Annotated in this window: 15 protein-coding genes; 5 read left to right on the top strand and 10 right to left on the bottom strand. The window is 38.7% G+C overall.

Translation table 11 applies throughout. The annotated features are described in order from the left end of the window. Positions 1–24: 24 nt before the first annotated feature. The 3 genes from BLU80_RS04125 to BLU80_RS04115 all read right to left on the bottom strand — a co-directional run bounded on the left by BLU80_RS04125 (position 25) and on the right by BLU80_RS04115 (position 4,048). Positions 25–828, bottom strand: coding sequence for an SDR family oxidoreductase (locus BLU80_RS04125; RefSeq protein WP_091393851.1), 804 nt, complete (start codon positions 826–828; stop codon positions 25–27). Positions 829–1,160: 332 nt separating this feature from the next. Then, positions 1,161–2,531, bottom strand: coding sequence for an efflux RND transporter periplasmic adaptor subunit (locus tag BLU80_RS04120; protein WP_091393848.1), 1,371 nt, complete (start codon positions 2,529–2,531; stop codon positions 1,161–1,163). 86 nt (positions 2,532–2,617) lie between these two features. Further along, the gene (locus tag BLU80_RS04115) at positions 2,618–4,048 is read right to left on the bottom strand and encodes a TolC family protein (RefSeq protein ID WP_170831133.1); all 1,431 of its coding nucleotides are present in this window, start codon (positions 4,046–4,048) and stop codon (positions 2,618–2,620) included. A gap of 191 nt (positions 4,049–4,239) precedes the next feature. On the opposite strand from BLU80_RS04115, the gene BLU80_RS04110 reads away from it, so the two are divergent. Next, positions 4,240–5,010, top strand: a complete 771-nt coding sequence (locus BLU80_RS04110) for a TIGR02757 family protein (RefSeq protein WP_091393844.1) — start codon at positions 4,240–4,242, stop codon at positions 5,008–5,010. Between the two features lie 262 nt (positions 5,011–5,272). Here the strand turns inward: BLU80_RS04110 and BLU80_RS04105 are convergent, their stop codons facing one another. Then, positions 5,273–7,666 (bottom strand): TonB-dependent receptor domain-containing protein, encoded by a 2,394-nt coding sequence (locus BLU80_RS04105; RefSeq protein WP_091393842.1) that lies wholly within the window; start codon positions 7,664–7,666, stop codon positions 5,273–5,275. 576 nt (positions 7,667–8,242) lie between these two features. Next, positions 8,243–9,277: an isoaspartyl peptidase/L-asparaginase family protein gene (locus tag BLU80_RS04100; RefSeq protein ID WP_091393839.1), complete on the bottom strand. Its 1,035-nt coding sequence runs from the start codon at positions 9,275–9,277 to the stop codon at positions 8,243–8,245. A gap of 114 nt (positions 9,278–9,391) precedes the next feature. Between BLU80_RS04100 and BLU80_RS04095 the strand changes: the two genes are divergently transcribed. The 4 genes from BLU80_RS04095 to BLU80_RS19375 all read left to right on the top strand — a co-directional run bounded on the left by BLU80_RS04095 (position 9,392) and on the right by BLU80_RS19375 (position 14,563). After that, entirely contained in the window at positions 9,392–11,905 is a 2,514-nt protein-coding gene (locus BLU80_RS04095) for a glycoside hydrolase family 95 protein (protein ID WP_211481741.1), read from the top strand. Between the two features lie 95 nt (positions 11,906–12,000). Further along, on the top strand, positions 12,001–12,798 hold the full coding sequence (locus BLU80_RS04090; RefSeq protein WP_091393837.1) for a penicillin-binding transpeptidase domain-containing protein: 798 nt from the start codon (positions 12,001–12,003) through the stop codon (positions 12,796–12,798). 83 nt (positions 12,799–12,881) lie between these two features. After that, positions 12,882–13,886 (top strand): VWA domain-containing protein, encoded by a 1,005-nt coding sequence (locus tag BLU80_RS04085; protein WP_091393835.1) that lies wholly within the window; start codon positions 12,882–12,884, stop codon positions 13,884–13,886. Further along, positions 13,883–14,563, top strand: coding sequence for a tetratricopeptide repeat protein (locus BLU80_RS19375; protein ID WP_139188082.1), 681 nt, complete (start codon positions 13,883–13,885; stop codon positions 14,561–14,563). Before BLU80_RS04085 ends, BLU80_RS19375 begins: the two co-directional genes overlap by 4 nt. A 145-nt stretch (positions 14,564–14,708) precedes the next feature. On the opposite strand, the gene BLU80_RS04080 is transcribed toward BLU80_RS19375, so the two are convergent. The 5 genes from BLU80_RS04080 to BLU80_RS04060 all read right to left on the bottom strand — a co-directional run bounded on the left by BLU80_RS04080 (position 14,709) and on the right by BLU80_RS04060 (position 23,134). After that, positions 14,709–15,371, bottom strand: coding sequence for a CoA transferase subunit B (locus tag BLU80_RS04080; RefSeq protein ID WP_091393833.1), 663 nt, complete (start codon positions 15,369–15,371; stop codon positions 14,709–14,711). A gap of 68 nt (positions 15,372–15,439) precedes the next feature. After that, positions 15,440–16,132, bottom strand: coding sequence for a CoA transferase subunit A (locus BLU80_RS04075; RefSeq protein ID WP_091393831.1), 693 nt, complete (start codon positions 16,130–16,132; stop codon positions 15,440–15,442). Positions 16,133–16,597: 465 nt separating this feature from the next. Continuing rightward, on the bottom strand, positions 16,598–17,347 hold the full coding sequence (locus tag BLU80_RS04070) for a response regulator transcription factor (protein ID WP_244518728.1): 750 nt from the start codon (positions 17,345–17,347) through the stop codon (positions 16,598–16,600). An 84-nt stretch (positions 17,348–17,431) separates the two neighbouring features. After that, positions 17,432–20,761 carry a ligand-binding sensor domain-containing protein gene (locus tag BLU80_RS04065; RefSeq protein ID WP_139188081.1) on the bottom strand — a complete coding sequence of 1,110 codons (3,330 nt, stop codon included), beginning with the start codon at positions 20,759–20,761 and terminating at the stop codon, positions 17,432–17,434. A 36-nt stretch (positions 20,762–20,797) separates the two neighbouring features. Beyond that, a complete protein-coding gene (locus BLU80_RS04060; protein WP_244518726.1) occupies positions 20,798–23,134 on the bottom strand; it encodes a GH92 family glycosyl hydrolase in 2,337 nt (778 codons plus the stop codon). Positions 23,135–23,207: the final 73 nt, after the last annotated feature.

Below are 23,207 nucleotides of genomic sequence, written 5' to 3'. Positions count from 1 at the left end.
CTATTTTCTGTGAAAGAAATTTATTTAGCCATTCGTTCTGAATCCGGGAAATAATGTCATACCTCCATCTACAAATAAAGAGGCTCCGGTTACATAATCACTTTCATCGCTGGCGAGCCAGACGGCGGCCTTACCAATGTCCTCTGGTTGCCCGATTCTATTATAAGGAATAAGGGTCAATAAACTATCCAGCGCTTCTTTTGTACTCCAGGCATCTTTATTTATAGGGGTCTGGATAGCTCCTGGGCATATGCTATTGACTCTTATTTTACGGCCGGCAAATTCCTGAGCAATTGTTTGCATTAACAGATCAATGCCGCCTTTACTTGTTGCATAATTAGCATGTCCGGCCCAAGGTATAACCTGGTGTACGCTGCTCATATGGATGATTTTTCCTGCGGCGCATGATTTTTCAGCATCTACTCCTCTTCTTAAAAATTCCTTGATAGCTTCCCTAGCGCATAAAAACTGCCCCGTTAAATTAACGTTGACAACCGCATTCCACTGCTTTAGCGTCATGTTTTCAAAGGGGCTGTCCACCTGGATGCCGGCATTATTAACCAGAATATCAACTGTTCCAAAAGTTTTAATGGTACTCTCAAACATGGCAATTACCTGATCTTCCTGGCTGACATCACATTGACATATTATACCTTCACCTCCCTTTGATTTTATTCCATCAAGTATTTGCTGAGCCTCCGCTTTACCTTTTTCAAACGGATAGTTGATGACAACTTTTGCTCCTGCTGCAGCCATGCATTCCGCCACACTTTTGCCGATTCCACTGGAAGAACCCGTGATAATGGCTATCTGGTTTTTTAGTTTCATTTGATTTTTTTTAATGTGATTTTTGTCTAGCGAAGTATTCAGCCATTAGAGCTTTTTCTATATTACAAATAATTGCAATACAGGAGTTTATTAATTTGCCGATAAGGATTTTACATTCGCTTACTTAATCTCAATTTCGCAAAAAAATGCCACTGAGTACATTAAAAACATGTTATTTTTTTTATTTATAGGAATCCCCCGGTGCGAGGTTCTTATTTGAAAGATAAGTATCCTGAAATGAATGGGAATTCTTGACCTAAATTCTGCATAAAAAAAGCCGTTGTATATGCAGGCTTTGCATTTACAACGGCTTTTTTTATGTAGTTAATTCTTTATTTTTTTGTGGCCTCTATCAATTGCGACTTGTCCACGACTTTGACTTTATCTCCAGATTTTAGAAGTTTACTGACAGTGTCATAGGAGCCCGTAACTACCTGGTCTCCTGCCTTTAATCCACTTGTAATTTGGATATAATTTATATCCTGTATTCCTGTAGTGACCACTACTGGTTTTACTTTACCGTCCTGGCCTATGACAAATACCACTTCAGATATATTATCGTCTGAATTTTCCTTATTTTTTGTTGAATCCGTTTTTTTTGCAACGGAAGACTTTGCTGTGTCAGCGCTATTTAAATCTTTATTATCTCTGGTGGTTACCGCGTTAATGGGAACTGCCAGTACTCCTTCCTCCGTATTTGTTTCTATATCTGCACTCGCTGACATACTGGGTCTGAAAGGGAAAGGTTTGCCTTTGCCGATTAAATCTTTGTAGCTGTCCGGTTCCAATAAAATATGAACGAGGTAATTGGTTGCAGTGGTAGAAGCAGTGGCCGTAGCGGATGTGGCATCATTAGGCTGCGGATTGGCTATCTGTGTAACGACGCCTCTGAATTTGCGCTGATTATAAGCGTCGACCTGAACATTCGCTTTGTCTCCAATCCTTACTTTATGAATATCATTTTCCCCCACATTTACCCGGACCTCAATTTGTCCTAAGTCGGCGATTCGCATCATTTCTGTTCCCGTCATCTGGGCAGTACCTACTACACGTTCGCCTTTTTTAACATCCATTAAGCTGATAATGCCATCCATAGGTGACACGATGGTCGCACGTTCAACGTCCGTTTGGGCTCTTAAAAGGCTTGCCTGTGAACTTTGAACATTAAATTTATTGGCATTAATAGTGGCCTCAGCAGCATTATAGTTGGCTTTGGCAGATAAATATGCCTGTTCTGCTTGTTCAAATTCTGATTTAGAGATAACCTTCTGATCCAGTAAAATTTTATTACGGTTGTAGGCCTCCTGCGTTTGGTTCAGGGTGGCTTTTAATCCGGCCAACTGGTCTATCGCATTTTGAACCTGTGCTTTGGATTGTGCAACTACAGCTGCAGCCTGATCTCTTTGACTGGCGTAGATATCGGCGTAAATTTTTGCTAATACCTGTCCTTTTCTGACCGTATCTCCTTCTTGCACCGGCAGGTCTACGATTTCTCCGGAAATGTCTGAAGAAACTTTAACCTCAGTGACCGGATAAATTTGCCCCGAGGCCGTTACCAGTTCCGTTATGGTACGGTTCGCAGCTTTCTCTGCGGATACTTTAATACCTTCATCCTTACCAAATACCCCCATTTTGCTTAAGGCAATTAATAGAGCAATGATAATGACCAAAATAATGATAATCCATTTAAACTTCTTACTCATAGTATTTATATAATAAAGGGTCAGTTGATGAATGAGGCTTTAAATAATTGTTGACTGAATATTAAATAACAATCTAGAAAAGCTGTTTATAAATTTATATGGTTGAATTTATAAAATTCCAGAACTTTTAACCTGAAAATATATTCATAACGGGCGGCTACCTGGTTGATTTTAGCAGTATATAAATTATTTTGCTGAACCAGATAATCTGAGGCGGATAACATGCCATTATCATACCGGAGCTCTGCCAGGTGATATGCATATTGAGCGTAAGAAGCTCCTTTTGAATTTGCATTAAATTTTTCAATTCCTGACTTTGCGTTGGTATAAGCTTTATAGATGTCCTGCTGTAAAGTTTGCTTGTTTTGTTCCTGTTGTAATTCCAGATTGGTGACATTTAATTTAGCCTGTTCCCAGGCGGTTTTGGACTGACGATTATTGAAAATCGGGATGTTCAAAGTGAGTCCGACAGCCTGTGAAAGGTTAATGTCAAAAATTTGTTTGCCATATCCCGCTTTGCTATAAACGGGTATCTGCCCCTGAGCCGTAGTGTAGTAATTTTGTCCGTTTATATTAACACTGCCAATAGTGTCTGTATAAGGAAAACTACCTGACTGAGTCATATAGGAACTGGCATAATTAGACCCAACAGATCCAAAGGCGGATAAAGAAGGGTACATGGATGCTCTCGCAGATTTTGCAGCATATTGGGCAGCCAGGATTTTTAACGAATCAACTTTTTGCTGATATTGAGTATTAAGTGCATTTTGGTAAAGGGCACCCGGTTCTAATTCACTTAGAGGCTCCAGTGGAATTTTATCGACATCCGGTAAAGAAACCTCAAATGGGGTATCCGCACTTAAATTCAATAATGCCAGCAATTGGAGCTTATTTTGCTCCATAGTGGTTTGGTTTGTAATATAAGTGCTACTATCTGTGGCTAGTTGCGCGGATAATTGCGCCGCATTCAGTTCTGGAAGAGCCCCGGCGGCGACTTGTTTTTTGGTTAGTTCTAACTGATTGGTAGTCAGTTCTATTTGTCCTTTGGCAATATTTACCTGCTCTTTTGCCAATAAATACTGCAAATAGGCAGCAGCCACATTCAAGGTTACATCACTTTTAGCTCTGTTGATATCCTGTTGGGAAGATTCACTTTCAATTTTTTTACTTTTAATATCATTTTGGAGCTTAAAAAAATTAAATAGCGTAACCCCTGTCTGGAGGCCATAACTCTGGAATAAGACTCTATTGGTCGTAAACTGATTGGTGGTAGGGTCCACTGAACGGCCAAAATTATAACCGCCCTGGGTATTGAAATTTAAAGTGGGTATTTGACCGCTTTTTGCTTGTTTCAGGCTTAATGCATCCAACCTGGCCTGGATATCAGACTGTTTTACTGAAATATTATTATCAAGGGCATAAGTTACACACCTTTGCAGGTCCCAAATGTCATTTTGCTGGGCAAAAATTAGCATGGGGGCCATCATAAATACGACTACTAGCTTTAGTTTACTCATGTATTTGCTTGCATTTTGAACTTTTACAAGGAAAAGTTGGCCTTTTTTTGCCATTTTGCCTGAAATTGAAAAGCCTAGCAAATATAATATGGTTTTCAATCGATACGTACTATTTTTAGATAAACGGAAAAAGGCGGTCATGTACGGTAAATTACAGGCGCAATCCTGCAGAAATTCCTTTACTTCGCTAAATGGATTTAAAAAAGTTTTTAGACAGTAAAGTCGCTGAGTTTAACCAGCCTTCTTTTATAAAGGAAGATCCAGTCTGTGTCCCGCACCGTTTTTCTACGTTACAAGATCAGGAAATCGCCGGCTTTTTTGCTGCTATTTTTGCCTGGGGCAATAGAAAAATAATTATTAATAAAGCTACAGAACTATTGGAGCGGATGGACAATGCACCTTACCAGTTTTGCCTGCAGCATGAGGATCAGGATTTAAAGCGATTATTAGGGTTTAAACATCGGACCTTTAATGATACGGATTTACTGTATTTTGTGGAGTTTTTTCGCCACCACTATACATTATATGAATCGCTCGAGGATGCGTTTTTGATGGAACTTCCTGATAATGAGTCATTTTCAATGGAAGTAAGTCTGATTCACTTTTATCATTATTTTTTCTCCCTTCCGGATCTACCATACCGGACCCGTAAACATATTGCAACGCCGGAGAAAAAGGCAACCTGTAAACGGCTCAATATGTTTTTACGGTGGATGGTTCGAAAGGATAATAAGGGGGTTGATTTAGGACTGTGGAGTCGGATACCCATGTCTGGATTAATCTGTCCTGTAGATCTGCATGTTGCCAAAGTGGCAAGAAAGCTGGGACTACTGGACAGAAAACAAACTGATTGGCGTTCGGCTGTGGAGCTGACTGGTCATTTAAAAAAACTGGATGCTAAGGATCCTTCAAAATATGATTTTGCCCTATTCGGGTTAGGAGTTGTTGAAAAGTATTATTAATCAATACGTTATTTAATTTTAAAAAAGAAATCCATGGGTTGTCATACCTGTCTCTTTCTCTAAGTTAATTCGACTATCAGCTGTCTTAAGTCTTTAGCTTTGCTACCCTTGAAGCAAGGTGAAGGTTATAAATAAAAATTCCCGCTGAATAGACATTCAGCGGGGTTCCTTTTTTATATACTAAATATAATACATTAAAAAAAGAACATGAGACAAATCGGTCGTGTAGCAATGTAATTGACTACTCTTATTCGTTTGTAAATTATTTTAATCTGCTTTTTTCTTCTGCATTACTGCTTTGTATTGCTTTTGCTTTAAATGCTTTCCCAAGATTGAAATTATAGGTTAACCCGAATGTTATTTTTTGCTTTTGTTGTAGTTGGTCGAAGTTCAGTCGGAAATCGTTATAAAAGAATTTACCTTTTACTTTTGAGGTGCCAAAGATATCACCTCCTGCTAACTTTACTGTCAGTTTATTGTTAAAGAATTTCTTTTGAATAGCCAAATCTGTATTAAATAGATGATGAAGCACAGCATTGGCAAATATGATCTTATTCAGATAATAAGCGGAAGCGCTAACACTATAACCTTTACCTAGCTGAAAGATCTGAGAAGACTGTAGCATTGCAATATTTTCTTGCAAATCAAAAGCTTCTGCAATGGCATGCTGATTACTTAACTGCAAGGTGTTTTGAGTCATCCACCATTTGGTAATTTGCACTGGAACAAACGCAGTAAACATCCAGATTTTAGTGGCGCCGGAATTAATGGGTTGTTGCGTCATTTTTTCCGGATCATTTTTTTCCGGAATTATAGCGTTATTGATTACATCCTTACTGTCGGTATAGGCTGCCGTAAAAATATATTTGTTGTGTAATGTGTAACTTAACTCATATGAGTTAGTGAATTCCGGGGTCAGGTAAGGATTGCCTCTTCCTGAGGTGTAATTGTCGATATAGCTGATATGGGGGTTTAAGGAAGAAAATCCCGGGCGGTTAAGGCGTCTGTTATAAGATATGTTCAAACTATTGGTGCCCTCTTTATTGAGTTGTTTAACCAGATAGATACTTGGAAATAATGAAAAATAACTTTTGGGATTTTTTTGGATGCCTGCTGTATCAGAAAGGGTTCCGGTTAATGAAGTATTCTCACCTCTAAGACCCAATTGGATATCCATACCCAATAAATGGCCATTGTAATTTGCATACCCTGCCACTATGTTTTCTTTGTAATTGTAAATGAAGTTCTGATCTTCATTCGCCTGCCAGTTATTTTGATCCAAATAGGAGAAAAAGGCTGCGTTATGAATGGTCGTAATGCTGACTTTAGAGCCAAAGCCTAAGCTACTTCCATTTTTAAAGATTTTTTTAAATTTCCCATCTGCTGTAAAAATTTTTGCCTTTGATGGTGTCTGGTTTTTAAACGTGGTATCATTGACAAATTGATTGTTATTGTCATAAAAACTGCTGTTCGCTTCGTTGTTGGATTGTCCATGATTTAGTGTATAATCAGAAAGCAATGTAAAACTGGAACCGAGCGTGTCTGTAGTTATTTGATAATTTAAACCAATGTCATTATAATCACTGCGATAATTGCTAGGAAAATATCCTTTTGATGTTGAATTGTGCGATGGGTCATCTGGATAATTGATAAGCGTGGTGGCTTTAAATTGTTCAACATCATTGGAAAAGGAACCGGTATAATCAATTGCCAAATACTGTTTTTGGGAAATGTCAAAGGTGGCTCCTGTGTGTATCCTTTGATTTTTATCCCAGGAAATTCCTCTGTTTTGGGCAGAATAGATGCCGTCATCAGGAAAGCTTCTGGTTTGGTTCAGTTTATTAAATCCTTTTTCCCAGTTATATGCATAACTGGCGAAAAGCCCCAACTTTCCTTTTTTGAAATTTAACTGTGCTCCCTGCGAAGTTTCGGGATATTTTCCTTGGGCATAATTTCCGTATACAGAGCCATTGAGTCCTAACTGAGTTTGTTTCTTAAGAATGATATTAATCAATCCCCCAGAACCTTCTGCGTCATATTCTGCCGGCGGATGGGCAATAATCTGGATGGATTCAATTTCATCTGAGCGAAGAGAAGTTAAGTAATTGGTTAAGTCATCACCAGATAATTTAAGCAATTTTCCATTAACCATTACTCTGGTACCTGTCATGCCATTGACCATTATTTGACCATCTCTTACCAGTACTCCAGGAGCCAGTCCGATAGCTTCCATGGAGGATTTTCCCGTAGCTAGCGGATTGTTTTCTATATTCATGACCAGACGGTCCGGCTTTCTTTCAATCAAAGGCTTTTTGGCAGTTACAGACACGTCACTTAACTGATGTGCATCATGGCTTAAATAGAAATTGCCGGATGCTCCCGTTGTAATCTCTATTACCTGATCTGCATATCCAACAGCGGTGGCTCTCACTAGGTATTTGCCTACGGCTGGGACTTCTATGGTGAAATTTCCCAGACTATCTGTAATTTTTGAAGTGATATAATGCTCTGTGGAATCTTTCTGGCTGACTGAAATTGCACAAAAGGGCAAAGGATTGTGATCTGTATTTTGCACCGTACCTTTTAAGACATTCTGACCAAAAACGGTAGAAGAAGATATAAGAATGCTTGAAAGAATAATTATAAATGTTTTCATGGATAATTATATATAGCTGCTGCTATTATTATTGTCTTTAATTTTTTATTAAAGACGACCATTTGCTTAAAAAGGTTGCGTGCTCTTGAAAATAATTGTAGTGCAAATCTGATTTAAAACATTTAATAAAAAAACCGAAATTCGGTTAGTGGTCAATTCACTTTATAGGCGGTTGCATTTTATTGCCTGACGGTATTTGCTGTTTTAAAAGAACTTGTTTGAAATATACCGGCTGAAATGCCCTAAAACAGTGGGTTGTAGTTTGAGTGGTAAAGGGGAGGTTTAAGCGGCTTTTAGGCCATGTAAACGTTGGCGAAAAGGTTTTAAAAAAGGTGTATTGGTTTTTTTAGGTACAATTAGGAATTTTATACAATTAAAATAAGGATATTGAATGATTGGATTCAATGGAAAATTGTAAGCTATCATTACTATTTATAACAGGTTGTATTTTGATTGTCTGAATTGATAATCCGGACGATTTTTTTTCAATGGCTTTCAGTTTAGGGAAAATAAAAACAGCATGTTTTCCTAAGAAAAGAAACAGGAAAACATGCTGTTTTTATTAAGTGAAATTTTCTAGAACATACTTGCCGATGCAATTAATTCATTATTCACCTTTTGGTCTTGCCTTGCATAACTAAATCCTTTTTGGATAGCATAGGCACCCACCTGACCTTGCTTATTTAATGCAATAAATGCAACCTGAAACTCTTTAGCTTTGGTGCTGCCTGTGCGACTAACAATACGTTCTACCGCAAGTTTACAGGCTTTGTCAGGGCTCAGGCCCTGGCGCATGAACTCGACAACCAGGTGAGTACCGGCAGATTTTATGACCTCCTCTCCCAGGCCTGTTGACACGGCAGCTCCATAAGCGTTGTCTACATAAAGCCCGGCGCCAATTAAAGGAGAGTCTCCTACTCTGCCTCTCACTTTAAAGGCCATACCACTCGTTGTACAGCTCCCGCTAAGATTGCCAGCCTGATCTAGGGCCAGCATACCAATTGTATCATGATTCCAGTCCCCGTTATCGAGTTTAAGAGGTGCAAAGGCACTTTTGTTGCCCCCTTCTGCCTGTTCAATATTGATTTCTGGTTTATATTCAGACTTTTTCAACCAGTCTTTGTACGCTTTTCTAGCAGATGGTGAAAGATCCTGAGGTTCCAGCTGGAATCCTTGTGAAATTGCAAATTCCTGAGCCCCAGCGCCGGCTAATAATACATGCGGGGTGTTTTCCATAACTTTTCTAGCCACGCTGATGGGGTGTTTGATTCGTTCTATTGCGGCTACAGCTCCTGCATTGCCATGTTCGTCCATGATGGATGCATCTAAGGTGACAATGCCATCTCTGTCCGGATTCGCACCCAGGCCAACACAGCAGTTGATGGAAGATTCCGTGACCATTACACCTTTTTCAACGGCATCTAATGCCCTTCCGCCATTTGCCAACACTTTCCATGCATCTACATTGGCCGCAATTCCCGCATCCCAGGTTGAGATTACAATGGGCTTATTCACTGAATTTAAAGAAAGGCCCTTGCCAAAACTATTGGAAGCCATTAAACCGCCTAGGCCTAAAGAGCTAAGTTGCAAAAATCTTCTACGTGGTAACATATCAAATAATTATTAAAATTCTATTAGTTATTGTCAGGATATTGGTGGAAACTTCCTGACACAAATTGTACATTTACGTTTTAAAGAACGGGTTAAAGCTAAAAAAAATATCTAATGTTCGTTTATTTTTTTTCCGGGAGTAAAAAGGTATTGACATTATTGGGTTTGGCAACGATTTTCATGGGCAGAGTCCAGGCAAATAATCTCGATACAGTTAGACAACGGCCAGATTTAAATATTGTATTTGATCATCCTGCACAGGCTTTCACTCAGGCTATCCCATTGGGAAATGGGAGGATTGGTGCCCTGATTTTTGGTAGAACAGATACAGAAAGAATTGCATTAAATGAAATAACGCTTTGGTCCGGAGGTCCCCAGGACGGAGACAGAAAGGATGCCTACCAGTACTTAAAACCGATTCAATCGTTTTTATTAAAAGGTGAAAATCAAAAAGCACAAGAACTTTTACAGCAACACTTTACGGCGGCCGGTAGAGGCACGGGCTTTGGAAATGGCGCAGATGATCCTTATGGCTCTTATCAGACAGCCGGTGATTTATCTATATTATATAGGAATAAGTCGGAGGATATCACAAATTATAAAAGGACGCTTGATTTAAGTACTGCTACCGGAACAGTTTCTTATCGTAAAAAAGGCTATCATTATCAGCAGGAAGCCTTTACAGATAGGATTAATGACATTACCTGGGTTAAGATTACAACTGACTGCCCGGAAGGCCTGGATTTAGCAATTTCCCTTAAAAGATCTGCCGCAGTAAGTGCTCTTAGCATCAAAGGAAATGAAGTTGTAATGGAAGGCAGATTACCGAACGGGAAAATGCCAGGGATGCGATTTGTTAACACGGCTCAGGTATTTACGAATAAAGGCGTAGTAAATAAGGAAGACAGCTGTATTTTAGTCAAAGGTGGCCATGTTTGTGTAATTAGGGTAGATAGCAGGACCGATTATGATCCCAATACGGGGACTTGCAGACCTGAGCTGGATCTGCAGGCCCTGACAGAGGCGGCATTTTTAAAGAAACATCTTGATAATCAAAATTTAAACGTAGCTTTTGATCAGGCCAAAGAAGCCAATAGTTCTTCGTTTCAAAAACTATTTAATCGGTGTCTTCTGGAGTTACCTACTGGAAGTGAAGGCGATAGTGTAGCCGGGCTTTCCACCGAAAAAAGATTGATTCGATATTATAAAAATGGAGAAGACCCAACGCTTCCCGTTCTATATTTTAATTTTGGACGTTATTTACTGATCAGCTCCTCCAGACCTGGATTACTTCCGGCAAATTTACAAGGGTTGTGGGCTGTTGAGTATCAGGCACCTTGGAATGCTGATTATCATCTGAATATTAATTTGCAGATGAATTATTGGCTGGCAGAAACAACGAATTTATCCGCTCTGGCCGATCCATTATTTAGTTTTACCAGACATCTGGTCCCTAATGGAGAAAAAACTGCCTGGAATTATTATAGGGCTAAAGGCTGGGTAGCTCATGTTGCTACCAATCCGTGGTTTTTTACTTCACCCGGAGAGGGGGCTGATTGGGGCTCTACTTTAACAGGAGGTGCATGGTTATGTGATCATCTTTGGGAGCATTTTAGATTTACACGGGATACTTCATTTTTAGCCCAGTATTATCAGGTTTTAAAAGGCGCAGCCCAGTTTTTGTCCAGCATATTAATCAGAGAACCTGAACATGGCTGGTTGGTGACAGCGCCTTCTAATTCACCCGAAAATGCTTATAAAATGCCTAACGGCTTTATTGGGCAGACTTGTATGGGTCCAACTATGGATATGCAGATTTGCAGGGATATATTTTCTGCAACGATCAAAGCATCGGCCATATTAAATAAGGATCACCTTTTTGCAGATTCTTTGCAGAAATTGTTTATTCAATTGGCGCCAAACCAAATCAGCCCAGCAGATGGAGGTGTCCAGGAATGGTTAAATGATTGGCCCTCAACGGATCCGCATCATCGGCATACCTCTCAATTATTTGGACTTTTCCCCTATGACGAGATAACACCCTGGAGTACGCCAGATTTAGCCAAAGCCGCTGAGAAAACCCTGCAACTACGAGGTGATGGTGGTACAGGATGGTCAAGAGCCTGGAAAATTAGCTTCTGGGCCCGGTTAGGCGATGGGGATCATGCCTTTAAATTATTGAAAGGGCTACTTACACCTGTTACGGATCTGGAACTAAAGATGAAGGGCGGAGCTGGCACCTATCCCAATTTATTTGATGCTCACCCTCCCTTTCAGATAGATGGTAATTTTGGTGCAGTGGCAGGAATGGCAGAGATGCTTTTACAAAGTCATGGTAATGAAAGTGTTATTAGGTTTTTGCCTGCATTGCCTTGCAGCAAAGACTGGGCCTCAGGTAGCATTAAAGGGCTAGTTGCCAGAGGGGGCTACGAGGTAGATATTTTATGGCGAAACCATAAGTTTCGCCAGGCTGAAATTCATGCCTCCAAAAATGGCCTATGTAGGGTATTATTACCCTTGGGTTCCAAAATTTATGATGAAAGTCACCAACCAATTTCAGCTATTCAGATTAACGATGGGATTGCGTCTTTTAAAGCCCTGGCAGGAAGGACATATTTGGTGCACTAATCAAAATCCTGGAAATAAAATGTAGTTTTAGCCTGATTTAAGGTTTGAGAACCGGTTTTTAGACTAAAGATGGTTACTTTTGCGAAAATTTAAATATGAAGTTTTTTGGTACCATTCTATTAAGTGTAATTATTCTGACAGGAATTTTTTCTGGCTGCACCTTAAATAATGTCAACCAGGATGATGCTGCCGAAACTTACTTTAAGCAAAATAATCTAAAAGGAACGTTTGCATTACTTGATAACGTACATGAACAATTTACCGTTTATAACCTTAAAGCCTACCGGGATTCAAGTTTTGCTCCAGGAGGGACTTTCCAGGTATTATCTACGCTGCTTGCCTTAGAAACAGGCCGATATTTGGATGAACATAGTAAGGTCATAAATAATGAAGTTGCCGATACAACCACTCTTGGGGATGCTTTTTTAAATGGAAATGACAGTTTGATGGGGCGTGTTGCAGCAAGTATCGGTAAGGACACCCTTCAATTTTGGTTAGATTCGCTACATTATGGTAAAGCCAGATTACAAAGTGCTGATGAAAATGTATGGAATAATGATTCCTTAAGGCTGACTCCGGACGAACAATTGGGTTTTATGGCTAAGCTTTATTTTGTCCAGCTACCTTTTCAAAAGCGAGTTCAGCAGATTGTGCGTAGTTTAATGATTCGTGAAGAAAATACACTGTATACCCTGGCTTATAAATCATCCTGGGATCAACTTCCTTCAGGAAAATACAGTGGTTGGATTTCAGGTTGGATTGAGGAAAATAAACGAGTATACTTTTTTGTTATCCATGGAGAGCCGACAAATGGTACTCCAACAAAAGGCTCTTTACTTAAAACTGCTAAGGAGATTTTAAAGTATTATGGCTTCTTTGAGGGCAAAAAATAGGCGAAGCAAAAGTTAAAATCCTTTAACCTCTTTTTTTCTGTAGTTTTTTTAAAATAGATTGCAGGCAGCAAGGCGAGAAATTTATGTTATCATTTGCACACCCTACATTTCTTTGGTGGCTACTGGGGATTATTCCATTGGCATTCTTGTTTTATGCATTGTTGAAATGGAAGAAATCGGTAGCGAGATCACTTGGCGACAAAAAGTTGGTTGCCAGGCTGCTACGTTATTATGATGCAAGGAAGTTTAAATTAAAATTTTATCTGGTTTTTGTTGCACTTGCGTTGGTAATTTTAGCAGCTGCCGGCCTTAGGTCTCCAAAGGATGACGGACAGGAGAAATCTGCAGGTATTGATATTATAGTGGCTCTTGATGTCAGTAAAAGCATGCTTAGTCAGGATATCAAACCAACAAGACTGGATAGAGCCAAGCAACTCATTCGGTCTCTTACTTCGAATTTAGGTAATAATAGGATTGGATTGGAAGTATTTGCCGGGCAGGCCATTTTACAGATGCCCCTGACCAGCGATATTGGTGCCATAAATATGTTCTTGCCTAATATCAATACTGATATGGTTCCTATTCAAGGAACTGCAGTGGCACAAGCATTATTAACGGCGGAGGCAGCCTTACATTCTCCGGATAAAAAACATAAGGCTGTCATTTTGATGACAGATGGAGAAACTCATGATAAAGGAACTGAATCGGCCATAAATAAGCTTTATGCCAGTGGAATTACCGTATTTACGGTAGGTATAGGAACTCCAAAAGGCGCTCCTATTTTTGATCCGACCACAGGTCAGGATAAAAAGGATAAGGACGGTAATGTTGTCATATCTAAATTGAATGAAAAGGAATTAAAAGACATCGCTTCTAAAACAGGAGGCAGTTATGTCTTGCTTAATAATGACCAGGATGCGATTGACCAGATAACAGGACGTATTAATAATATGGAAAAGAAAATTATTGTATCCGGAACGGTGGGAGGAAGAAATTTCTATCAATATTTTCCCATATTTATTGCTCTGGCATTATTACTGCTCATTATTGATTTGTTTTTAACGGAAAGAAAACCTAGCAGAATTTGAAAAAATTTTTATTAATAGGATTATGCCTCTTAATGGGTTCTTCCGCCTTTTCACAAAAAAAAGGTGATCGCGATGTATATTTTGGCAATAAGGCCTATAAAGCAGGTGATTTGAAATCCGCAGTTTCAAATTATGAAAAAGCGCTGAAAGTTAATCCTGCCAATAATGTCGCTCGTATTAATTTAGCCATTGCTCAAAGTAAACTAAAGGTGGCCGATCAGTCCGTTAAAAATTTCGATGAGGCGATAAAGGCCAATAAAAATAATCAGGCATTGGAAGCTCGTTTGAACTATGATAAAGGGGTAACGCTTGCAAAAAATAAAAAATACCAGGAAGCTGTAGATGCATTTAAAAAGACCTTATTAAATACCCCGGAAGATAGTAACGCCCGGGAAAACTTGCAAAAAGCGCTAAACGAGTTAAAAAAACAGCAACAACAAAATAAGAACCAACAGAAACAAAATAAGGATCAAAAGCAGGATCAAAAAAACAAGCAGGATCAGCAAAATAAGCAGGACCAGCAAAAAAAACAACAGCAACAACAAAATCAGTCCCAAAAAATGACCAAGGAACAGGCCGATAAGTTGCTACAGGCGTTACGAAATCAAGAAAAGGAGACACGAAAAAAACTTCAAAAGAAAAACGGTGCACCGCCTGCTAATGGTGAAGATTGGTAACGGATGATAATATATGGGTTATTACATTTCAGATAATGGGATGAAATAAAACTAGCAATAAATTGAAATGGAGGCCTTTCCTTGTAAGGGAAGCCTCCATTGTTAGTTATACGTTATTACAATCGCGGTTGCGGCTTTCGACATTTTAAGAGAACTGCATTTCCGGTATATCTGCGGCTGCCAGCTTTAATTTACCTGCAGTTTTTAGCTGTATTTCTTCAACTGAAACGCCGGGTGCGCGCTCCAATAATAAAAAACCATCTTCTGTTACATCAAGAACTGCCAAATCTGTAACTATCCTACGAACACATTTTATGCCTGTAAGCGGTAAGGTGCAAGTTGGTAATAGTTTACTTTCACCAGCTTTATTCGTGTGTTGCATAGCCACAATAATGTTGTCACAGCTAGCGACAAGATCCATGGCACCTCCCATGCCTTTAACCATTTTCCCAGGAATTTTCCAGTTGGCGATATCCCCTTTTTCGCTGACTTCCATAGCGCCTAGTACGGTCAGGTCAATTTTTCCTGCTCGGATCATTCCAAAACTCTCTGCACTGTCAAAAAATGCTCCTCCTGGAATAAGGGTAACTGTTTCCTTGCCAGCATTAATAAGATCGGCATCTACCTCTTCTTTGGTAGGATATGGACCAATTCCGAGCATTCCATTCTCACTTTGCAATACTATCGTCATCCCATCTGGTATATAGTTAGCAACTAAAGTAGGAATGCCGATACCCAGGTTAACATACATGCCGTCCTGAAGTTCTTTGGCGATGCGCATTGCAATTTGTTGTTTATCTAAAGCCATTTTAATCGATTATTAAGAGAATTTTTCTACTCCAATTATCCAAACAGAAAATCAAATAATGTTGCTGTTTAGTTACTCGTGGTTATTTTTTCAATTCGTTTGATATAATTGTTACCTTGAAATATTCGGTGCACATAAACGCCTGCTACATGAATTTCATCGGGATCTAATTGCCCTGGAGCTACTAAATGTTCTACTTCCGCTATAGTAATATCGGCAGCTTTCGCCATCGCCATGGAAAAATTGCGGGTAGTTTTTCTAAATATTAAATTTCCCATGGTATCTCCTTTCCATGCCTTGACAAACGCAAACCTGGCATGAAGTGCATATTCCATTAAATAATCTTTGCCATTAAAATTCCGGACTTCTTTACCTTCTGCTACCTCAGTACCAATACCTGCTCTGGTAAAAAAGGCTGGTATTCCCATTGCTGCCATTTGAATTCTGGTTACCAAGGTTCCCTGAGGAATTAGGTCTACTTCCAGCTCTCCTGAAAGTAATTGGCGCTCAAATTCAGCATTTTCACCCACATAACTGCTCATCATTTTTTTTACCTGCCTGGACTTTAATAATAGTCCTAGTCCAAAATCATCCACCCCTGCATTATTAGATATGCAGGTCAGGTTTTTGACACCGGATTCAACCAGGTAATTAATGGAGCATTCTGGTATGCCACAAAGCCCGAATCCGCCAAGCATAATTGTGTCACCATCATTTATATCGTAAATAGCAGCCTGAGCATTATGAAAGGATTTATCCATTGGGTTGACTCATTTTATTTTTCTATAACAAAGATAACGATTGTTTGTTATTATGAGTCTTTCTGAATAAAAAATTATTTAAAAACCGCACATATTGGCTTATAGGTGCGGTTTTATTGGTGGTTCGTAATTAAGTTATGGTATTTTCCCTCTGTGGCCCTGCCTGTTGGTAAGTCAGACAAGGCCCTAAAGAGGTCTTCACTACACGTAAACCCAAAAAAGTTTAATTATTTTAAATACGCAGCATATTTAAAGACCCCGATTAATGGTATGTAAATTTTGCTGATAAGTTGGAATCTCATTTTTTATAAGTAGGAAACCGAACCACTTGTTAGAGTGGCGTGATTTCTTAGCAAAAATGTTTAATTTAAAAACTAACAAGGGGCTTTTATGAATCAATAATTTGCAGATTTGATTCATACTGATGATGGGTGGACAGCAATTATATATGGTGATAGAGTGGAGTTATCTAGAACGGCGGATTTTCTCTAAGAATTCAGAAGGTGTCATGTCAAACTGTTTAGTGAAATTTCTGCCAAACTGACCTAATGAATTATAGCCAACCTGTTCAGCAATTTCACTTAACCGAAACCGGTCTTCAGAAATTAATTCAGCAGCTTTGTTTAATCGTAAAAAATGAATTAATTCGTTTGGAGATAATTTAAATAATCCTTTTATCTTTCTGTATAAAGTAGGTCGGCTAATATGCATTTGGTCCGCTACAAATACAACATCCAACTGAGGATTATCCAAGTTATCATAAATGATTTGCTTAATTTCTTCTAAAAACGGATCGCTTGTTTTATGTATGGTTTCCTGATTTAAATGTGCAAGCGGGGATTTTGTATAAAAAGATTGTAATTGGCTTCTGTTTTTAAGCAGATTGGAAACCTGGGCCTCCAAATGCTCTGCAGAAAAAGGTTTTTCTATATAAGCATCCGCTCCTATTTTCAACCCATCAATTTTAGATTGGAGTGTATCTTTGGCGGTTAATAGAATGAGCGGAATATGAGAATATTCATCGTTAGATTTTAGCCATTCACAGAATTCAAATCCATCCATCTCCGGCATCATTACATCACTGATAATCAAATGGATACCATTTGTCTCCATTATTTCGCAAGCCTCCTTACCATCGTAGGCCGTATAGACTCTGTAATTTTTTTGCAGCAGACTGCTTAAAAATAGTAAAATATCTTCTTGGTCATCTACCAATAAAATGGCAGGTTTGTCCTGATCTAGACGAATGGATGGCATAATTAAAATAATTTTTGCATGACCGGTTTTAAAGATACTGGATTATTGCATTATATGCAGCGGTAGCAGTAGAGAAAATGTGTTGTATTTTTCATCTTGAATAGTGAAAGTAAGAGACCCACCATGAAGTTCTGCCAATGATTTAGACACGAATAGTCCAATACCTGAACCCTGAATTTGTCGCTTTCGATTCCATCTAAAAAACGGATCAAATATTTTTTGCTGCATTTCTTCGGGAACTAAATGACCGTCATTTTTAAGATGGATTATAAAATGTTTGTTATCACTGCAAAGAGCTATACTCAACATAATGATATGTTCTCCATATTTTAGTGCATTATCCAACAGATTATTCATGATTTTAGCTATGGCCGCTTCATCAACCTTTGCCTTTATTAGCCCCATTGGCGGTAAATAAAGGAAGTGTATTTCTTTTTCAAGAGCCCCTGCCTGATAGGGTTTGATAAAGTCTTCTAACCAGTTACCCATTTCTAAATCCATTAATTTCAAGGTAATCATGCTGGATTCTATTTTTCTAAAATCCAATAAGTCTTTTGTTAAGGCTAATAACCTATTGGTATTGCGCTGCATTAAATCAATATAGCCTTCTAGATGTGGTAAATGATCTTTTTCTTTTAAAATCTGCTCCATTGGGCCCTTTATGAGGGTAAGAGGGGTCCTAATCTCATGTGCTATATGGGTGAAGAAGTCTACTTTAGACTGATATAATTCTTTTTCTTTTCTGAGTGAATATAAAGTCATATGACGCTGGTTTTGGATGCGATGTCTACGATTATTGTAGGAAATACCGAGAAATATTAATCCTAAAAGAAATAAACTATACCCAAAATATGCCATATGAGATTGCCACCATGGCGGTAAAATGATAATATCAATAAGTTTTTGATTATCCATCCATTCTCCGGAACTATTGGTTGATCGGATAGACAATTTGTAAGTACCTGGTGATAAATTTGTAAAATAAATACTGCGATCATCTTTTAAAGACGTCCAATTGTTCTCCAGCCCTTCTATTTTATAGGCATATTGGAGATTGTTGGGGGCACTGTAGCTAAGAGCTGCAAAATCAAAATTAAATGTCGACTGTTTGTGGGATAATTCAATTTTGTTTGTCGTAGTAATGGATCTTTTTAAAGGAGAATTATTAGAATCAACTACCACCTCCTGATTGAAAATATGAAAATCAGTTAAATATAAAGGAGGTTTAAATTGATTCTCTACTTTTCGATAGGGATTGAATCTGATTAGGCCTTTTAAACTTCCAAAATAAAAATAACCATCTGTGTCTGCATAGGCAGATTGATAATTAAATTGATTATTAAGCAAACCATCGGCCTTGTTATAAAGCGTGATGTCTGAGCCATTTGGTGATATTTTAACAAGCCCATTGGAGGTGGAAGCCCAGATATTATCCAGGCTATCCATTAAGGTCGTATATACGGTATTAGAGGGTAATCCGTGATTTCTGTCAAAAATCTGAACTTTTTTCTTTTCAGTTACCCGAAAAAGCCCGTCTTCTGTACAAACCCATAATCTACCCAGATTATCTGATTTCAAATATAAAATTCGGGTAGATCTCAATAAATCTTTGCCGTCTTTATTGATTTTAAGTCTTTTCCAACTCTGATTTTCGAGATAATAGAGTCCATGGGTATGGGTGCCTACCCATATTATTCCGTTTTGATCCTCCGTTAAAGCTGAATAAAACTCTTCGAAGGGCAAAGCCTTTATTAACTGGAATTTTTTATTAGATGCATTAAAATAGTATAACCCTTTTGAGGTACATACCATAATGCTATCCTTGGTTGTCTTATAAATTAGATTAATGAAATTGCTATAAAGGCCCTTTTGGTCAGCTTCATGATAATGATCCGTGAAATTTCCCGTTCTTACGTCCATTACATCTATGCCATGTTCGAAGGTGCCGATGTATAGCAGATTTCCATCACTGAGCATTCCATGGATATTAGTATGGGCAGCTTGTCCTTTAGGACCAGGGACAATATTTTTAAATTGATGGGTTTTAAAATCTGCTTTATTAATTCCTGCATCTTCTGTACCAATCCAGAAGTGCCCATAAGGGTCCTTGGTAATTTCACGGATCACGTTACCTGTAAAGTCAGGATGCCTTGGACCAGGATAGAATTTTTCGAATTGCATGGGGCTGTTGGGTAAATAATTTATACCACCAAAATAACTGGTAAGCCATATACCTCCTTCCCTATCTTTACAGATGGAATAGAGCGCATTATCAGAAAGACTGTAGGGATCCCCATACACTTTTCTTATTTGTGCAACTTGAACATTTTGTTGATCTTCTCCACTCCCGGTTTGAAAACAAAAAAGCCCTTCTTCTGTGGTAATCCAAAATTGTCCTGGACTATATTGAAGGATATCCCGGACAAAAATATCAGAGCTTCCATTGGTATTATGAAGTAAAGATGGACCGAATGATTGGCGGGAAGTATTATATGCAATTAATCCTTTTTTGGAGGTGCCTAATAATAAACTGTCAGTGCCGACATTTAAAATTTTCTCAATAGAGCTACCCTCAACAGGAGTTGTGGGTACCTCAATAGGTTGTGTTTCGTTTTTTAATACATAAAATAGTTCACCTGTTATACTCCCCAGCCATATTGTTCCATTGGCTTGCAATGATATAGAAGTTAATTCTGATCCTTTATATTGTATCCAGGTAGGTTGAATAGACGTTATCCTGTCAAGACCTGAAGAGGTGTTCTCGTTTACCTGAGGTATTTCAAGCGTATAAAGTCTGCCTCCAGCCACCACCCAAAGCCTGCCGTTGGCGTCTTGTTGAATGGCTCTAACATATTTATCTTTTAATGCATTGATTGCATAAAAATTATCCATGTCCGGATTATAAAAGTATAGGCCGCCTTTCCCTGTTCCTATCCATAACCTTCCGGATTTGTCTTCAAATAAATAGGTGATACCCCCAGTCCCAAGTCCATGAGGACGAGTAGGATCTCCTCTGAATATTTTAAAACTAGTTCCATCAAATCGGTTTAATGCATCTGGTGTTCCAAACCACATAAAACCAAATTGATCCTGCAAGCTACAAATAACCGTATTATTGGAAAGACCATCTTCAGTTTCATAATGGCGAAAATTCATTGACTGTAGCTGGTGAGTCCATAGCGGTCTAGATAAACGTGATTGTGCGAAAGTCTTATCGGATGTGAGTGTAATTAATAAATAAAACAGGCAAAAAAAGAATATACCTTTTTGAGGTTTTACCTGTAAGTTGGCCCTTTTGTGAAAGGACCAACTTACTAGGGTTTTAAATATATTATTACTCTTTTTTATCTGCATTCGATTTTTATAAATCAATTTTGCTTAAAGTCTTAAAAATATAGCAGGCTTTGTTTATTTTATGATTTCTGTTTTTGAAACAGAAAATGGCTTATCGTCATTGGATGTCCCCCTGTTTATATTTGGCTGGTTACTCATCTCTAAAACAAGTTTACCTCCTGCCATTATTTGATCGTTGGTAATATAATTCTTGGTAAACAATTTCCCATTGAGCATCGCCTTAGCAATGTACACATGGTCTTTGTCGTTGTTCTTGGCAATAATTTGAAAAGTTTTTCCATTTTCAAGATGTAAAACAGTATTTTTAAATAATGGACTTCCCAGGACATATTGGTCTGTTCCTGGACAAACACTATAAAATCCCATAGCGCTTAAAACATACCAGGAAGAAGTCTGACCTTGGTCTTCATCACCGGGATAGCCGTTTTCAGTACTATTATACATTTTGTGCATAATATCTCTGACATGAAACTGCGTTTTCCAAGGCTCCCCGGCGTAGGTATATAAATAAGCCATATGTTGGATGGGTTGATTGCCATGTGCGTATTGGCCCATATTAGAAACCACCATTTCTTTCATCTCGTGGATCATTCCACCATAAGTGCCTACCTTGACATCATTTTTAACTGAGAACACAGAATCTAATTTTGCGCAAAATGCCTGATCATTGCCAATTAATTGAATAAGACCGTTAATGTCGTGAAACACTGACCAAACCCAATGCCACGCATTTCCTTCCGTAAAAGGTCCGCCCCATTCTATTGGATCAAAATCTTTACTCCACTCTCCTTTTGCGTTTTTACCCTGCATAAATCCAGTTAAAGGATTAAAGACATTCTTGTAATTAAATATTTTACTGGCAAAAAGTTTTTCATATTCATGTTGTCCTGTAGCCTTGGCTAACTGATAGGCGCAAAAATCGTCATAGGCATATTCTAAAGTTTTGGCGGTGGCTTCTCTGACCTCTGGGTATGGGACATATCCAATGGTATTATAATATTGATATCCATCTCTGCCATTGGCTGGCCCCCAAGGGCCTTTATTATTGGCTTCGTGATAATACGCATCGAGTGCTTGTTTAGGATCAAAACTATGAATGCCTTTTGCCCATGCGTCTGCTAAAAGAGAAATCGCGTGGTTGCCCACCATGCTTCCTTGCTCATTTGGAAATGACCAGGACGGAAGCCAGCCACATTGTTTTTGTGCTTCTAATAATTCTTCACAATAACGGCCTTGTTGAGTCGGATATAGTAGCGCATTTAAAGGGAATTGTGCCCTGAAGGTGTCCCAAAATCCTGTATCCGTAAATATATAACCATAATGGATCTGTCCATCATATGGGCTAAAATAATAGGCTTTGCCTGATGAGTCTATTTCGTAGAATTTTCTGGAAAATAAACTCGCTCTAAAATAACAGCTATAGAAAGTGGCCAGATCTTCTTCACTTCCTCCCTTGACGCTAATAGTCGCTAAGTGCTTGTTCCAGATAGCAGCTGCTTTTTTTCGTGTATCATCAAGGGTCTTGTCCGCCCCTAATTCTCTTTTTAGGTTAAGGGCTGCCTGGTCCAGACTTATATAGGAGGATGCAACTTTAACCTGCAGCGTCGTTCCGGGAGCAAATTGCAAATACGCCCCCACTCCTTTTCCTGCAGCTTGTCGTTGGCCTGCAGATTTTTGATTTTCTTTATTCTCCCAAGTGCCGTAACTAATAATGGGTTGATCCAAATGGGCGACAAAGAAACTTTTCCATCCCTTTTGGAAGCCGCGACCATTATTAACGAATCCAGTGATTGTTCTTCCATCGGGGTCAATCTTGACCTCGCTTAAGCCTGTGTAACCATCAAGTATAAGGTAGGCGGGATGTCCTTTTGGAAAGCTGAATCTTAAATGGGCTCCCCTGGTAGTGGGTGATATTTCTGTGGTAATTTTGTTATCGAATGTTACCTTGTAATAATCAGGATGAGCTATTTCGTTGTCATGACTAAATTGGGTGGCTCGACTATTTTCATTAACCACCAGCGAGTCAATTACCGGCATAAAGGAAAAGACGGCATAATCGTTGGTCCAGGAACTACACTGATGAGCCTGTTGGAATCCACGGATAGTATTTTTGGTATACTGGTATTTCCAGCCGTCTCCGTTAGGGCCTGTTTGCGGGGTCCAGGTATGCATGCCAAATGGAAGTGCAGTTGTGGGATAAGTATTGCCGTGCGTTAATTCGAATGAGGAATTTGTACCCTGTAATGTATTGACATAGTCAACCAGGGGTTTATTTTGTCCTTTAATAACGGGGATATGGCCTAACATTGCTCCAGCCAGTAAAAAACAATTTGCTAGTTGGAGAAAAGGCTTTTTTTTAGTTGATTTGGCAGGATATAAGAGTTTAGACATGGATATAGATTTTGCATTTTGAAAAGGAATGGATGAACGGAATTATTCAAAATGAATGAAAACAAATTATTGT

The organism is Arachidicoccus rhizosphaerae, assembly GCF_900107765.1.
GTDB classification, from domain to species: Bacteria; Bacteroidota; Bacteroidia; order Chitinophagales; family Chitinophagaceae; genus Arachidicoccus; species Arachidicoccus rhizosphaerae.
This window is presented reverse-complemented; position numbering and strand designations above follow the sequence as displayed.

Bases quoted from the DNA above. Each gene is read 5' to 3' on its own strand.
- BLU80_RS04125 (WP_091393851.1), bottom strand. From the start codon at position 828: ATGAAACTAAAAAACCAGATAGCCATTATCACGGGTTCTTCCAGTGGA.
- BLU80_RS04120 (WP_091393848.1), bottom strand. From the start codon at position 2,531: ATGAGTAAGAAGTTTAAATGGATTATCATTATTTTGGTCATTATCATT.
- BLU80_RS04115 (WP_170831133.1), bottom strand. From the start codon at position 4,048: ATGAGTAAACTAAAGCTAGTAGTCGTATTTATGATGGCCCCCATGCTA.
- BLU80_RS04110 (WP_091393844.1), top strand. From the start codon at position 4,240: ATGGATTTAAAAAAGTTTTTAGACAGTAAAGTCGCTGAGTTTAACCAG.
- BLU80_RS04105 (WP_091393842.1), bottom strand. From the start codon at position 7,666: ATGAAAACATTTATAATTATTCTTTCAAGCATTCTTATATCTTCTTCT.
- BLU80_RS04100 (WP_091393839.1), bottom strand. From the start codon at position 9,277: ATGTTACCACGTAGAAGATTTTTGCAACTTAGCTCTTTAGGCCTAGGC.
- BLU80_RS04095 (WP_211481741.1), top strand. From the start codon at position 9,392: ATGTTCGTTTATTTTTTTTCCGGGAGTAAAAAGGTATTGACATTATTG.
- BLU80_RS04090 (WP_091393837.1), top strand. From the start codon at position 12,001: ATGAAGTTTTTTGGTACCATTCTATTAAGTGTAATTATTCTGACAGGA.
- BLU80_RS04085 (WP_091393835.1), top strand. From the start codon at position 12,882: ATGTTATCATTTGCACACCCTACATTTCTTTGGTGGCTACTGGGGATT.
- BLU80_RS04080 (WP_091393833.1), bottom strand. From the start codon at position 15,371: ATGGCTTTAGATAAACAACAAATTGCAATGCGCATCGCCAAAGAACTT.
- BLU80_RS04075 (WP_091393831.1), bottom strand. From the start codon at position 16,132: ATGGATAAATCCTTTCATAATGCTCAGGCTGCTATTTACGATATAAAT.
- BLU80_RS04060 (WP_244518726.1), bottom strand. From the start codon at position 23,134: ATGTCTAAACTCTTATATCCTGCCAAATCAACTAAAAAAAAGCCTTTT.